Source organism: Chryseobacterium sp. MEBOG06 (assembly GCF_021869765.1).
Lineage (GTDB): Bacteria > Bacteroidota > Bacteroidia > Flavobacteriales > Weeksellaceae > Chryseobacterium.
In genome coordinates, this window is record NZ_CP084580.1 from 1805279 (window position 1) to 1821184 (window position 15906).

Here is a 15906-nt window from a genome sequence, read left to right on the forward strand (position 1 = left end):
TTAATTTATTTCAAACTTTGTTTTTGTAGGTTCGTAAAAATTCTGTATCTTTGCACCTAATGAATAAAAAAGCATTTATATCATTAGATTTACCGGGCGAAAGCGCCCTTTACGATATTTATTGTTATTAGCGAAGATTGTTGTCTTCGCTTTTTTTATGCTCAAAAATTAAGAATTATGTTTACGATTACAGAACTAAGCACCGAGAGAATCAACAGTATACTAACAGAAGCGCTCGCTTTTGCGAATGGTAAAACTGCTAAAATTGAAGGAGAAGTTTTTTGCTCAAACCTTTTCTTCGAAGACAGTACAAGAACGAAAACAAGCTTTGATCTTGCAGAACGAAAATTAGGACTTCAGGTAGTACCCTTTGATGCTTCGCACAGTTCTGTAAATAAAGGAGAGAGCCTTTATGATACAGTAAGAACTGTTGAAAGTATAGGGATAAATTTAGTAGTGATCCGTGATAAGAAAGACCGATATTTTGATGAACTGAAAAATATTAAAATCCCGGTGATCAACGGAGGAGACGGAACAGGAAACCATCCTTCACAATGTATGCTGGATCTGATGACTATTTATCAGGAATTTGGAAAGTTTGAAGGATTAAAAGTGGGAATTGTGGGAGATGTAAAGCACAGCCGTGTTGCCAATTCAAATGCAGAAGCATTAAGGAGATTAGGAGCCAAAGTATACATCTCAGGACCTGAACACTGGTTTGACGAAGGCGCTTTAATCAACGGGACTTATCTTTCAGTAGATGAATTGATAGGAGAAGTAGATGTCCTGATGCTATTGAGAATCCAGCATGAAAGGCATGATGCTGCTATGAGCTTTACCGCTTCAGAATATCATAGAAGATACGGGCTGACTAAAGAAAGAGAGCAGGCCATGAAAAAAGGAGCCATCATCATGCACCCTGCGCCTATCAACAGGGATGTAGAAATAGACTCAGAACTGGTAGAGTGTGAACGCTCAAGAGTTTTCAAACAAATGGAAAACGGAGTTTTTGCCAGAATGGCCATTCTGAAAGAAGCTTTGGAAGAGAAAGGGTTTACCTTTAAGTAAATTGTAAAAAGTATATAGTATAATGTAAAAAGTACAGCCAACATTGTACAGGAAAAAAGAATATAAATACATTATACCTTGTACAACCGACATTGTACAAGAAAAAAAGAAAATAATAGAAAATCTAATTTTTAAAAATGAAGAAAAAATTAATACTGGAGTCCGGTGAAGTGTTTCATGGAGAAGGTTTCGGAGCAGATTTGGAAACTGCAGGAGAGGTAGTTTTCAATACCGGAATGACAGGGTATCAGGAATTGATCTCTGACCCATCGTACTGCGGTCAGATAGTTTGTATGACCTATCCGCTTATCGGAAATTATGGTATTAACCGTGATGATTATGAAAGTATTGAGCCGGCAATCAAAGGGCTTATCGTAAAAGAACTTTGCGATCTCCCTTCCAACTTCCGTACTCAGATTACTTTAGATGAATTATTTAAAAAGAAAAACCTTTCAGGAATTTCAGGAATTGATACAAGAAGACTTACAAGAATTCTTCGTAACTCTGGAGTAGTAAAAGGGAAAATCGTAAATGCTGATGCTGACGAAACTGCAGTAGCTTCTGAGCTTAAAGTGACCAATTTTCCAACCAATCAGGTGGAAGAAGTTTCTACAAAGACACCCTATGCTAACCCAAACAGAGGTTTCAAGGTTGTATTGGTTGATTTTGGAGCGAAATTAGGGATCATCAGAGAATTATCTCAAAGAAACTGCGACATCATCGTAGTGTCTCAGGATACCACTGCTGAAGATATCCTGCTAATGAATCCGGACGGAATCATGCTTTCTAACGGTCCTGGTGACCCGGAAGATGTTCCACACGCTCTGGATATGATACGCGGATTACTTGGGAAAGTCCCAATCTTCGGAATTTGTTTAGGACACCAGTTAATCGGTTTGGCTTGCGGCGCAAAAACGTTCAAACTAAAATTCGGACATAGGGGTGGAAATCATCCGGTATTGGATTTAGCGAAAAATAAAGTTGCTATCACTTCTCAAAACCACGGATATGCAGTAGATCAGGAAAGTTTGAAAGGAACAGATCTTATTGAAACCCACATCGCACTGAATGACAGAACAAATGAAGGTTTGAAACATAAAATTCACCCTTGTTTCTCAGTTCAGTACCACCCTGAAGCGAGCCCTGGTCCGGAAGATGCAAACTACCTGTTTGATGAGTTTATTCAAATGATGGAAGACTTTAAAAAGTAAAAATCCAGAGCCAAGAATCAAGACTTAAGAGAGAAAGAACAGATGCACAACTTTGAAAAGCTACTTTTCTGGCAAAAATCTATTGTGTTGGCAAAAAATATATACATTATTTGTCAGGAGATCAGTAGCGACGAAAAGTATGGTTTAATTTCTCAGATAAAAAGATGTTCTGTTTCTATTCCGTCTAATATCGCTGAAGGTTCCGGCAGAAATAGCAGTAAAGAGTTTAATGACTTTCTCGCTATCGCTTTAGGCTCTGCATTTGAATTGCAGACTCAACTGATTTTGGTAAAAGAGTTGAATCTTTTAACTGAAGACAAAGTAAATGCTTTATTAAATGAAGTTTCTGAAATTCAAAGAATGATTTACTCATTCAAAAATAGTTTAAAATAAAGTCTGGAAATCTTGGCTCTTGGCTCTAGATTCTTGACTCTAATAAAAAAAGAAAAATGGCAAAACGTACAGATATAAAAACAATTTTAGTAATCGGTTCAGGACCTATCATCATTGGTCAGGCAGCTGAATTTGATTACGCAGGAACGCAGGCTTGTCTGTCTTTAAGAGAAGAAGGCTACAAGGTAATTTTGATCAACTCAAACCCTGCGACAATTATGACCGATGTAGAAATCGCTGATAAAGTATATATTGAGCCGATTTCATTACAGTTTGTAAGCCACATCATCAGAAAAGAACGGCCGGATGCTCTATTACCAACATTGGGAGGTCAGACAGGACTGAATATGGCGGTAGAATTGGAAAAATCAGGAATTCTTGAAGAATGCAAAGTAGAAGTATTGGGAACTACGCTTTCTGCAATCAACAGAGCGGAGGACAGAGACCTTTTCCGTGAATTGATGAGAGAACTGAACGAACCGGTTCCTGAGTCTGATATTGTAAACACAGTAGAAGGAGCACTTGCTTTTGCAGATGCAATTGGCTACCCGGTAATTGTGCGTCCTGCATTTACCATGGGAGGTACCGGAGGAGGTATCGCTTCTAATGAAGTAGAATTAAAAGAAATTGCCGAATTAGGATTGAAGTACAGCCCGGTTACGCAGTGTCTTATTGAAAGATCTATTGCCGGTTTCAAAGAAATAGAATACGAAGTAATGCGTGATGCAAATGACAATGCCATTGTGGTTTGTAACATGGAAAACATTGATCCTGTAGGAGTTCACACAGGAGATTCAATTGTAGTAGCACCTTCTCAAACCCTTTCAGACAGAGAATATCAATTACTGAGAAATGCTTCACTGAAAATTATCAGAGCATTGGGAATTGAAGGAGGTTGTAATGTACAGCTGGCTTTAGACCCTCACTCATTCGAATACTATATCATCGAGGTAAACCCTAGAGTTTCCCGCTCATCAGCTCTGGCAAGTAAGGCAACAGGATATCCGATTGCTAAAATTGCTGCTAAAATTGCTGTAGGACTAACGCTGGATGAAATCATGAACCCGGTAACAGGAAAAACATACGCATGTTTTGAACCTGCACTGGACTACGTGGTAACGAAGTTCCCAAGATTCCCATTCGATAAATTTGAAACAGCAGACAGAAGACTTTCTACTCAGATGAAAGCTACTGGAGAAGTGATGGCGATCGGTAGAAACTTTGAAGAATCTTTACAGAAAGCGATCCGTTCATTAGAAACAGGAATCAAGCACTTGGGACTAAAAACAAAGCAGGCTCAGGCGCTTACAGAAGAAGAAATCGAAAGAAGAATCAGAGTGTGTGATGATGAGAGATTATTCATCATCGGAGATGCTTTAAGAAGAGGATACGACTGGGAGAAGATTGTAGAATGGAGTAAAATAGACAAGTTCTTCATCTGGAAACTTAAAAAGCTGGTTGATTTCGAAAAGGTAATTGCAGATAATAAGTTTGATAAAGAAACCTTAGTTCAGGCTAAAAAATTAGGCTTCGCAGATGTTAATATAGCTGTTCTTTGGGAGGTAACAGAGCGTGAAGTTTTCAATTTCAGAAAAGAAAACGGAGTAATGCCGATTTACAAAATGGTAGACACTTGTGCTGCTGAGTTTGAAAGCGAGACTCCCTATTTCTACGGAACATATGAAGAAGAAAATGAAAGTGTTGTTTCTGACAAAGAAAAGATTATTGTACTAGGTTCAGGACCTATCAGAATCGGTCAGGGAGTTGAGTTTGACTACGCAACGGTACATTCAGTTTGGGCAATCAAAGAAATGGGATATGAAGCGATTATCATCAACAATAACCCTGAAACCGTTTCTACAGACTTCTCTATCTCTGACAAACTATACTTTGAGCCGCTTACAGAAGAAGATGTAATGAATATCATCGATCTTGAAAAGCCAAAAGGAGTAGTAGTACAGTTCGGAGGGCAGACTGCGATCAATCTTGCTGATAAACTGGCTTCGCACGGGGTACAGATCTTAGGAACTTCATTGGAAGATCTTGACAGAGCTGAAAACAGAGACAAATTTGAAAAAGCACTTCAGGAAATGGGAATTCCTCAGCCAAATGGAAGAACTTCCACTTCAAAAGAAGAAGCTATAAAAATCGCTAACGAAATCGGTTACCCCGTATTGGTACGTCCAAGCTACGTTCTTGGAGGTAGAGCGATGGAAATCGTATATGCAGAGGCAGAATTGGCTCACTATATGGAGCACGCTGTAGAAGCGAGCCCGGAACACCCTGTCTTGGTTGACAAGTACATGGTAGGAAAAGAAATCGAAGTAGATGCAATCTGTGACGGTGAAACAGTAGTGATTCCAGGAATCATGGAACATATCGAAAGAGCAGGAGTTCACTCCGGAGACTCTATCGCTGTGTACCCACCGCAGAATATTTCACAGAGCGAAATAGATACTTTGGTAGATTATACAAAGAGACTGGCAAAAGGACTTAAGGTGATCGGATTAATGAATATCCAGTACGTTCTTTTTGAAGGAAATGTATATGTAATCGAAGTAAACCCGCGTTCTTCAAGAACAGTTCCTTTCTTATCCAAAATTACAGAGGTGCCCATGGCTAACCTTGCGACAAAAGCAATTTTAGGACAGAAACTGGCAGATCTTGGATATAAAGATGGTCTGGTTCCAAACAAAGAAGGAGTCTTTGTAAAAGTTCCGGTATTCTCTTTCTCAAAACTCACGAAAGTAGATATCTCCCTGGGACCTGAAATGAAGTCTACAGGAGAAGTTATGGGGAAAGATACCACCCTTGAAAAAGCTCTTTACAAAGGATTGGTAGCAGCGGGAAGAAAAGTTCCTATGCACGGTTCTATCCTGTTCACGGTAGCAGACAAGCACAAAGATGAAGCAGCAGCTCTTGCAGCAAGATTCCATGAAGTAGGATTCAGAATCTGGGCTACGGAAGGTACTGCAAAATACTTCGGTGAAAAAGGTATTCCTTGTAAGATCGGATACAAAATAGGAGAAGAAAGTGTGAACCTTATCGACCTGATCCAGAAAGGAAAAGTTCAGTATGTTGTGAATACCACTACAAAAGGTAAACAGGCTGAAAGAGACGGTTTCCAGATCAGAAGAATGAGTGTGGAAAACGGTGTTCCTTGCCTTACATCAATGGATACGGTAGAAGCCATCCTGAAAGTAATCGAAAGCATGAGTTTCAAAATGGAGACTATGTAATTTTCGGAAAAATAGAATATCCTAAACCTCGTAAGTTTTCTTACGAGGTTTTTTTGTCCTTTTTACTGAAATTAGATATCTTTCTGATCTGAATTTTATGATATCAAACAAAATTTACTTCTATTTCAACTGATATAATAGTAGTGAAATAAAAATCTTCCAACTCTATATGAAAATACATAAACGAATTCGGCCTCTGTTCACAATCATCTTTCTTTTTATACTCTCAGGATGTGCTGTAGGAACAGATTTTTATATTCAGAATTTAACAGATGTAAAAAAGATGATAACAATTAATTATAAAAGCAGGGTTTTCAATGATCTGAAGAGACCCTTTCATAGAGATTTAAGTTTCAACTATGAAGATGAGATAGTATCACCTAAAGTTTTTAAGAAAATTAAAAATCTAAAGACTCTTGAGAAAATTGAAGTCAGAGATTCATCAGTTATCATGGAGCTTCATCCGCATTCAACAACAAGAATAGATCAGACCTTTAATGCTAATTGGTATATGACCATAAATTCTGTAGATATAGACGGAAAAGAATACAGCATTAAGGAACTGGAGAAAAATGCTGAGAAAATTCATAACGATTATATCTATAAAATCAAATCTTATTAAATCTCCTGAGCCTGGGTTAAAGTAAGTGAAATTTCATTCCTTTGGAAGGTACTTTTAGTCACCAGATGCAAAAAAAATAGGATTTCTAAACAGAATTATATATCAAAACTGTGGGGCCACACCTGTATTTAAAAATAAAATATCCGCAGAGAAAATAGAGAAGAAATAATACTGACAGGTTTATTGGCAGATCAATTTAAAAGTAGATATTATTTGCGGAATTATTTATAAATTAGAGCGTTAAAATTCAAACTGTTAATCATATTTATAAATTTATAAAAATCTTACCAAACGAAATAACAGCCATGTCAGAATATTACGCAAAATCAGTAGATTCTTTATCTTTTGAAATTACCAAAGAAGAACAGTTAATAGGAAAACTACTTTATAAAAACTGGTTTACATTTAATGCTGAAATAGAGATTGAAGGCCGTTTTTATCAAGTGGAGCCAAAGGGTTTTTGGGGAACAACCATTGAATTAAAAGATCATGAAAGAGTGATCTTAAAATTCAGAATGAACTGGAATGGGGAGATTGTCGTACAAACTTATTTTGATGGAATAAAAGAAGGGTTTCTTTTTAAACACAGAGGGGTATTTAAAGAATCATTCGTACTTGCAGATCAGCAGGGAACGGAACTTTTTGTAATGAAGCCACACCTTAAATGGAGCGCTCTGACTTGTGAATATCAGATCATCACTTCAGAAAAATTCGAAACAATTTCTCACAAAGAAATAATATTGATCAACTCATTACATTGTGCCAATTATTATATGTCAATGATAATGGCTGTGTAGATATCTGAATGTAAATTCCATTGCTTTTATTATAATGCAAAAAAAATGATTAGAAAATAAAATAATCAATGTAAAATATCATTATAGAATGAAATAAGGGGTTTTTGATTTGTCAAAAACCCTTTATTTATGGGCTTTTTCAAAGAGCGTATTTTATGATTTTCATCATATTTTTATTTAGAATTAATAAAAATAAAGTAATTTAGCGCCACTAAGCTTAATTATAAACATGAAAAAAATTATTATTTCTGCATCTTTATTGGCAGCAGCCATGCTGAGTGCACAGGAAAAAGACACAATTAAAGTTTCCGAGATTCAATCCGTATCCCTTCAGGGAACTCACAATTACAGAACCAAAAAGTCTGAATCCATAGCAAGGCTTCCTTTAGAAAATCTGGAAAATCCAACCGTTTATAATCTTGTTCCCAAAGAAATTATCAGTGAAATGGGAGCTACAGATTTCAACACAGCAATGGCATCTGCGCCGGGAGTAGTGGTAAGTAATAGTGTGAATGACAGCGGTAATGATATTTTCCTGAGAGGATTCAGTTCTAATGCAAGTTTCAGAAATGGATTGATCCAGAATCCGAGAGTACAGTCTGAAATTGCCAATATTGAAAGAGTAGAAGTAATCAAAGGTCCTTCCGGAACCTTATTTGGCGGAACCTTAGCTAATTATGGAGGGGTAGTAAATGTAGTCACCAAAAAACCTCAGGAAAATTTCGGGGGAATTATCAATTATACCACGGGAAGCTGGGGGATGAACAGAATTACAGCAGACGTCAATACCCCTTTAAATAAGGAGAAAACAGCGTTGGCAAGATTTAATATAGCCGCTTATTCACAGGACTCTTTTCAGGATGCCGGTTACAATAAAGGAGCATTTTTTTCAGGAAGCATTTTATATAAAGTAAGTGACAGAACAACGGTAACTTTAGATACCGAATTCCATGCTCCGGAAAAGACCCTGAATGCCTATGTAAGGCAGTCTGATAAATTGACTCTGCACTCCATGAAAGACTTGGCTGGTGCCTACGACAGATCATTTACCAGTAATGATGTAGGATCAAAAAGAACCAATTTCGTGACAATGGCTGAAGTAACCCATAAGTTCAACAACCAATGGACTTCCAGAACATCCTATCAACGAGGAGAAGCTAATGAAAATGAATCTGTATTTTTAGTATTAAATTATCTGAATAACAACTCTGTAAGCAGAAGTATCCGCCCTTTCGACAGCTATAAAATTACCACAGATAATATCCAGCAGAATTTCATTGGAGATTTTAAAATAGGGAACCTCAGAAACCGTCTGGTTGTAGGAGTAGATTACTTTCAGCAGACCGGTAAAAACCAATATCCTGTCTATAAAGTAGGTAAAAACGATGCTTCAGTATTCGTTCCTTACCCTTTGGATGGAATCATTACTAAAGAAAAGGACAAAGATCAGCCAACTGATGTGGTTTATCTGGATTCTTCCACAAAATGGACTCCGCTTTCCAGAGATGTCATCAAGGCACTCCCAAGAAGCGGAACGATGTATGATATTAATAAAATCAGCACTTTCAGCGTATATGCTTCCGATGTTCTTAATATTACAGACAATTTACTGGTGATGGCAAGTCTACGAATGGACAATTATAAAAGTGATAATATCATTTCAAATGGAGTAGAAGGAAAAGGCAAGTATACACAAACTCAGTTTGCCCCAAAATTCGGGTTGGTATATGAAATTATCAAAAACGAAATTTCATTCTTTGCCAATTATGTAAACGGATTCAAGAACGTGGCCCCTACGAGAGACCCGAGAGATCAGAAAGGAAACACATTCATAGAATATAAACCTGAACAGGGAAATCAGTTTGAAGCAGGGTTTAAACTTGATTTATTTGGCAAAAAACTTTTGACAACGGTAAGTTATTACAATATGAAGATCAAAAATCGTCTGATAGCAGATCCGTCAGGTATTGCAGGATTATATATTCAGGATGGAAATATCAAAAACCAGGGGTTTGAATTAGATCTTGTAGCCAATCCGGCTAAAGGATGGAATATTGTTGCAGGTTACGGCTATAACGATAACAAATTTGACGACAGAAGTAAAGATGCAGGAAAAAGAAGTGCCTGGAGCCCTAAACATGTAGCAAATCTTTGGACAAGTTACAAGATTATGGATGGAACCTATGAAGGATTTGGCTTTGGTGCGGGATTCAATTTTGTAGATAAAACCTATATTAATATAGTAAATCATTTTCTTGCACCGGCTTATACCACAGTAGGGGCAACAGTTTTCTATGACAGAAAAAAATACAGAATAGGTCTGAAGATGAACAATGCACTGAACCAAAATTACTGGAACTTTTATGGTCAGCCACAGAAGCCAAGGGAAATTCTTGCCAATTTCGCATTTAAATTTTAAAAAAGCATAAAGATTTTAATAACCGACTATTTGCTGGACAACGCAAGGACATTGAGAGGATTATATAGTTTTTAAAAAGGTGTAAGAATATCAAATACTTTTTACAAAGTACCAATTTTAATAATTAGATTTTAACACGCATTCATAAATTTGATCAATTTCAGATTCTCGCATCTTGATTAAAGCTGTAAAATACCTTTTCGTCTTTGCGTATCCGGCATCTATTAACCCTTTAGTGATGGGTTGCTATTGAAATCATCTAATGAACAGGATATGGAAAACAAAAAAACTAATACAAAGAAAAAACAGGGAAAATCTCTTACCAAGAGAGTCACCGGGTGGCTGCATCTATGGCTAGGGTTGGTTTCCGGAATTATTGTGCTGACGGTAACGCTTTCAGGAACCGTATTTGTCTTTTGTGACGAAATTATAGATTGGTGCGGAGGCAGTGCAAAATATGTGCAGGCTCCGGATAATAAAAAGAAAATGGCTCCTGAAGAACTGCTTGTCCAATTTCAGAAACAGGTGCCGGGCAGAAGAGCATTTTATTTCGACACTTATAAAGATGCAGACAGAACCTTCAGAGTGGCCTCAGCTACCCAGCCACCAAAAGATAAAAATGAAGCTAAAGCAGCACAGCCACAGAAGAAAAGCCGTGGTCCGAGAGGTGTATTTGCCTATCACTATCTCGATCCTTATACCGGTAAAATAATGGGATCTACCAAAAGCTATGAATTCTTTTATGTAGTAGCCCATATTCATGCACAGTTGCTGGCAGGAAAGCTTGGAAAGACAGTGGTGGGAATTGCCTCAATTATATTTTTCATCCAGTTAATCAGCGGGTTGATTCTCTGGTGGCCTAAAAAATGGAATAAAACGACAAGAACAGCCGCTTTTAAAATCAAGGCAGGAACAAAATGGCGCAGGAAAAACTACGATTTCCATAATGTTTTCGGCTTTTATACTTTATTGCCGGCAGTATTTATTACCATTACCGGATTGATTATGGCCTATAAGGTTTTAACAGATCTTACTCAGGAAGCCTTCGGAGGAGTAGCAGATCCCCACAAAATTGCAGAGAAGTATGAACCAAAGTTTGATCCTGAGAAAAAAGCATTGCCTTTTACTGATTTTATAGACAGAAACTTCAAAGAAATTCCTGAGGCAAAACAGATCAGAATGAGTGTTCCAAGAAATGATTCATCTACAGTTTATAATGTTGTTGCCGCTCATTTTATTGGGTTAAAAAGTATTTCAAAAGGCAAAAGCAGAGAAATCAACAAGTATACAGGAAACGAAATTCATTACCCTAAAGAAGTCCAGATGCACGAGGTCATTGAACATATGAATTTTGACCTTCATGTCGGCTACTGGGGCGGGATGTTTGGAAAAATCTTCACTTTCATTATCGGGATTATCTGTACAAGTCTTCCCGTGACCGGATTTCTGATCTGGTGGGGAAGGAGGAATAAATCATCAGGGAAAAATAAAGAAATTAAAAATATTCATCAACATAGAAAAGAAGGACATCATGAACAATTGGTTTAAATTTTTATACCTCACAGTATTTGCTTTTTCCATTTCGGGAAAAGCTCAGGAAAAAGTGACAATAGGAGAAAAGCAGAATCTATTTTCAAAAATTTTAAATGAAAACAGGGAAGTCTGGATTCATCTTCCTAAAACATATAATGACAAGACAATCAATCCAGCAAAATATCCGGTAATCTATCTTTTGGATGGAGAAATCAATTTTGAATATTATACAGGAATGAGTGATTTCCTTGCAAGAACTCCTTATGCAGACATTCCGGAATGTATTGTGGTGGGAATTAAAAATACAGAAAGAACCAGAGATCTTACACCTACGAAATCTCACAGGAAAAGTCCGGTAAACCCTGATCTTATTCTTTTTGCAGATAGCGGCGGAAGTGAGAATTTTACAAACTTTTTGCAGGAAGAATTAAAACCATGGATCAATAGAAACTATAGAACTCAGGATTTATCTATATTGGTGGGGCATTCTTTCGGAGGATTGTTTGCAATCAATACTTTCCTTATTCATCCGGATTATTTTAACGCTTATGTGGCGAATGATCCCAGCTTATGGTGGGATAATAAAATAACCGTTTCGAGAACAAAAGATTATCTGGAGAAGAATAAAAAATTTCCAGCCAAAAAATCATTATACGTTTCTCAGGCAGATAACGAAGAACAGCAGAAAAACTGGAATTCTGATATGACACAGGCCATAGAAGAGTTCAAAGGAATTATTGAGCAAAACGGTTCATTGAATTATAAGCATAGCTTTTTCCCGGGAGAAGTACATGGAACGGTTTCTTACCCTGCAAACTATGAAGCGTTGAAGTTTATTTTCAAAGGTTTCAGGACAGATATTAAAAGGCTTGCCAAAAATCCTGAACAGCTTGAAGTGGATTATAAAAAGCTTTCTGATAAAACGGGAACAGAGTTTCTTCCATCAGAAGCTTATCTGAACGTTGTTCTTAAGTTTATGAAAAGTAATGACTTTAAAGAGACGGAAACCTACTTTATGAATCTTAAAAATAAGCTTTATCCTAAAGTAAAATAGGAGATTTTTATTAAATATTGAGAAGGCAGGGTAGATTGAAGACATAAGATCTACCCTGTTTTTTAGAAAAATAATAAAGAAATTTATCCTAAAATTTTGTCAATTAAAAAAAAGTATCGTAATATTGCGATGTAAAATAATATGATATGGGACTTACAAAAACCGAAATATTTACAGAGGAACAGAACCGGTTAGCAGCATTGTTTAAGGTACTTGGGCATCCGGCCAGAATTTCCATTCTTCAGCATATCATCAATCAGAAAGCTTGTATCTGTAATGATTTGGTTGAAGAATTAGGATTAGCTCAGGCTACTATTTCACAACATTTGAAAGAACTTAAAAATACAGGAATTATCAAAGGATCAATTGAAGGGAAATCGGTATGCTATTGTATTAATGAAAAGGTCTGGAAAGAGGTTCAATCTCAGTTTAATCTTTTCTTTAATCAGCAAGCCAATATAGATCAATGCTGCTAAAGCATTTTTTTACATTTTTTAATATCGTTATATCGCAATATGATAATTAATAAAAATGAACGTAAACTTATCCAAAACAATCCAGAAGGCTTTATTTTTGAAACCGATAAATGAAGACCGAAAGAAAATTGTACAGCCTTTGATTGAATTTATCCAAAAGAAAGTAACTCATAATGAAGCGGTCAATATCAGTTTTATTTGCACTCACAATTCCCGCCGGAGTCATTTTTCGCAGATTTGGGCGCAAGTGGCGGCTGCTCATTTCGGAATAGCTAATGTTTTTTGTTATTCAGGAGGAACTGAAGAAACCGCATTGTTTCCTAAAGTTGCAGAAACATTAATCCATCAGGGATTTATTATTTTCAAAATATCTGAGAATGATAATCCTGTCTATGCTATAAAATATGATAAGAATGCTTTCCCCGTAATTGGTTTTTCTAAAAAGTATGACAGCCTGTTTAATCCTGATTCAGGTTTTGCTGCGGTAATCACCTGCTCACAGGCTGATGATGGCTGCCCGTATATAGCAGGGGCCGAAGTCAGAATCCCGATTACTTATGAAGATCCTAAATATTCAGATAATTTACCGGTACAGGAAGAAGTATATCATCAGCGCAGCCTGGAGATCGCTTCAGAAATGCTGTACGTTTTTTCAATGATTAAAAAATAAAAAATGAATCCCAAATTAAAACTTCTCGACCGCTATTTAACACTCTGGATTTTTCTTGCTATGCTCACCGGAATTGGCCTGGGAGCAATATTTCCGGGTATCTCTGATGCTGCCAATACTTTGAGCACCGGAACCACCAATATTCCGTTGGCAGCAGGATTGATTTTAATGATGTATCCTCCGTTGGCAAAAGTGGACTATTCATTGCTGCCTATGGCTTTTAAAGATAAAAAAGTAATCAGTATTTCCCTGTTCCTAAACTGGATCGTAGGCCCATGTTTAATGTTTGCTCTCGCAGTATTATTTCTGAGAAATGAACCGGATTATATGATAGGTTTGATTTTAATAGGCCTGGCAAGATGTATTGCCATGGTAATTGTCTGGAATGATTTGGCTAAAGGAAACAGAGAATATGCAGCTCTGCTGATTGCACTGAACTCTATTTTCCAGATAATAAGCTACAGCTTTTTTGTGTGGCTCTTTATCAATGTACTGCCTGAAAAGTTGGGATTCGCAAGTTTCAATATAAAAATATCTATGAAAGAGGTTACAGAGAGCGTACTGATTTATCTGGGAGTGCCTTTTTTGGCTGGTTTCTTAAGTAGATATTTCTTAATCAAATTCAAAGGAAAAGACTGGTACAACAGGATATTTATTCCGGCGGTTTCACCCATAACATTGTATGCATTGCTTTTTACCATCGTTTTGATGTTCAGCCTGAAAGGAGATAAGATTCTGGAACTGCCTATGGATGTGCTGAAGGTTGCCATTCCTCTGACCATTTATTTTATGCTGATGTTTTTTATAAGTTTCCTGATCAATAAGGCTTTAAAAGTCTCTTATGATAAAAATGTTTCTATAGCATTCACAGCTGCAGGAAATAATTTTGAGCTGGCTATTGCAGTTTCTATTGCAGTTTTCGGACTGCACTCTCCACAGGCATTCGTAGGGGTGATTGGTCCTTTGATTGAAGTTCCTGTTTTAATTTTATTGGTAAAGGCCAGTGTATGGCTCAAGAAGAGATACTATCATTAATTATATTGAACCTGTTTAAACTTTTATCGATTTCCAGCTCTTTACTCACATTGAAATTCATATAATTAGAAGTCTTAAAATACTTTAGTTCATTATAGAATGGTTAATATCTTACTGCGTAAATAAGTTCACTTTAGATGGAAATCAAAGATTTTTAAAAATTTGAGTGTTCTTACATGCACAGAATCTGTTTCTTTCATGAACTAAAGTGTTTAATATGTTGCATCTTTTTGGTTGCTTTGTACATTGAAATTTATGATGTAAAAATAGTGTAAACAGCTTTTATGCTTTAATTTATTTTATAATAGGGTTCCGAATAATATTTACTGGGTTTAATGTATGCTATTTCTCTGTCTGCATCAAAAATCCATATAAATCTACGAAGCATATCTGCTCCAAAATAGCTTACGTTTTGTGTTTTCAGTTCTCCAGAGAAAAAACCAACTGAAACATCCTTAAATACAAATTTTTCGAGTTTAAAAAAAGGAAGAACTGCCTGTTTGGTAATAAGGCTTTGCCCTTCTGAGTTTTTTAAGGTCTTCTCTCCGGTGACTTTCAGCTTTTTGCTAAGCTCATATTTCTCCGCAAAATCATTACTGTATAAGATCCCCCCGGAATAGCCGGATTGAAGAACAAAATAACCCTCCTGCTGACGTTTACCATCCACTACATTATCTGCCGATATATAAAGACCTTCATTATTTAAAATAATTTTTACAGGCTGAAACCCGTTCAGGTCGGGCTTTTGCTTCTGATCGTAAATGACAAACTGGTTGTTGTCATAATCTATCATAAAGGTTTTTCCTTCAAAAATGCCGGTACCTACTTTTCCGTCAGCTTCATGGCCGGTGAGCTGGTGATTAAAAAAGCGAATGTTTTTCCAGGACAGTTTTCCAATATTCAGAGTATTATCATCACTTATTTCTTCTTTATTGAAAATAATGTGATCAGCTTTCCGCTGGCGTTCAGGAGAAATGGAGCAGTCCCTCATGGCAATCTGAAACATAAGATCCAGAGAATCTTTTTTATTCACCAGGGATTTTACAATGATATTATTGTTTTTAGTGATTCTGAACGGAATCTTTTGCTGCGCTTGTAAGCTGAAAAGTCCTGCAGAAAGGAATAGAAATAGACCTGTTTTTTTTAGCATTGTTGGTGATTAGTGTTTTAACAGCTTAAAATTACCCATTATCCCGGGAAAAACAAATAATAAAGTAAAATGGCTAAGTAAATTCCAGTGCTATGGCATGAATCCTTTCGTGTGGTAGCGGAGAAAAGCGATTAAAAGAAGTGACATATTCAATGGTTAGTAATGTATTTAAAAGGATTTGCCCGGAAAAATATGTTAATAGAAAAATATCGAGAAAGCAAAAATTATTAAAATTTGGG

At 36.6% G+C, this 15906-nt stretch carries 13 protein-coding genes; 12 read left to right on the forward strand and 1 reads right to left on the reverse strand.

Going from position 1 to position 15906, the window contains the following annotated elements:
• Positions 1 to 177 precede the first annotated feature (177 nt).
• The 12 genes from LF887_RS08325 to arsB all read left to right on the forward strand — a co-directional run bounded on the left by LF887_RS08325 (position 178) and on the right by arsB (position 14517).
• Complete coding sequence (locus LF887_RS08325; RefSeq protein ID WP_236858625.1) at positions 178 to 1068, forward strand: aspartate carbamoyltransferase catalytic subunit; 891 nt, start codon at positions 178 to 180, stop codon at positions 1066 to 1068.
• A 137-nt stretch (positions 1069 to 1205) separates the two neighbouring features.
• Positions 1206 to 2279: a carbamoyl phosphate synthase small subunit gene (locus tag LF887_RS08330; RefSeq protein WP_236858626.1), complete on the forward strand. Its 1074-nt coding sequence runs from the start codon at positions 1206 to 1208 to the stop codon at positions 2277 to 2279.
• A 42-nt stretch (positions 2280 to 2321) separates the two neighbouring features.
• Positions 2322 to 2672: a four helix bundle protein gene (locus tag LF887_RS08335; protein WP_236858627.1), complete on the forward strand. Its 351-nt coding sequence runs from the start codon at positions 2322 to 2324 to the stop codon at positions 2670 to 2672.
• A gap of 56 nt (positions 2673 to 2728) precedes the next feature.
• Positions 2729 to 5911, forward strand: a complete 3183-nt coding sequence (carB, locus tag LF887_RS08340) for a carbamoyl-phosphate synthase large subunit (RefSeq protein ID WP_236858628.1) — start codon at positions 2729 to 2731, stop codon at positions 5909 to 5911.
• Between the two features lie 169 nt (positions 5912 to 6080).
• A complete protein-coding gene (locus LF887_RS08345) occupies positions 6081 to 6533 on the forward strand; it encodes a hypothetical protein (RefSeq protein ID WP_236858629.1) in 453 nt (150 codons plus the stop codon).
• Between the two features lie 305 nt (positions 6534 to 6838).
• Positions 6839 to 7330, forward strand: a complete 492-nt coding sequence (locus LF887_RS08350; protein ID WP_236858630.1) for a hypothetical protein — start codon at positions 6839 to 6841, stop codon at positions 7328 to 7330.
• A 229-nt stretch (positions 7331 to 7559) separates the two neighbouring features.
• A complete protein-coding gene (locus LF887_RS08355) occupies positions 7560 to 9749 on the forward strand; it encodes a TonB-dependent siderophore receptor (protein WP_236858631.1) in 2190 nt (729 codons plus the stop codon).
• A 273-nt stretch (positions 9750 to 10022) separates the two neighbouring features.
• Positions 10023 to 11297 carry a PepSY-associated TM helix domain-containing protein gene (locus tag LF887_RS08360; protein WP_236858632.1) on the forward strand — a complete coding sequence of 425 codons (1275 nt, stop codon included), beginning with the start codon at positions 10023 to 10025 and terminating at the stop codon, positions 11295 to 11297.
• Positions 11281 to 12336 carry an alpha/beta hydrolase gene (locus LF887_RS08365; protein WP_236858633.1) on the forward strand — a complete coding sequence of 352 codons (1056 nt, stop codon included), beginning with the start codon at positions 11281 to 11283 and terminating at the stop codon, positions 12334 to 12336. The genes LF887_RS08360 and LF887_RS08365 overlap by 17 nt, the downstream gene beginning before the upstream one ends.
• A 146-nt stretch (positions 12337 to 12482) precedes the next feature.
• Positions 12483 to 12812, forward strand: coding sequence for an ArsR/SmtB family transcription factor (locus tag LF887_RS08370; protein WP_236858635.1), 330 nt, complete (start codon positions 12483 to 12485; stop codon positions 12810 to 12812).
• A gap of 55 nt (positions 12813 to 12867) precedes the next feature.
• Complete coding sequence (locus tag LF887_RS08375) at positions 12868 to 13482, forward strand: protein-tyrosine-phosphatase (protein ID WP_236858637.1); 615 nt, start codon at positions 12868 to 12870, stop codon at positions 13480 to 13482.
• A 3-nt stretch (positions 13483 to 13485) separates the two neighbouring features.
• Complete coding sequence (gene arsB, locus LF887_RS08380) at positions 13486 to 14517, forward strand: ACR3 family arsenite efflux transporter (RefSeq protein ID WP_236858639.1); 1032 nt, start codon at positions 13486 to 13488, stop codon at positions 14515 to 14517.
• 289 nt (positions 14518 to 14806) lie between these two features.
• Here arsB and LF887_RS08385 read toward each other — a convergent pair whose 3' ends face one another.
• On the reverse strand, positions 14807 to 15667 hold the full coding sequence (locus LF887_RS08385) for a hypothetical protein (RefSeq protein ID WP_236858641.1): 861 nt from the start codon (positions 15665 to 15667) through the stop codon (positions 14807 to 14809).
• Positions 15668 to 15906: the final 239 nt, after the last annotated feature.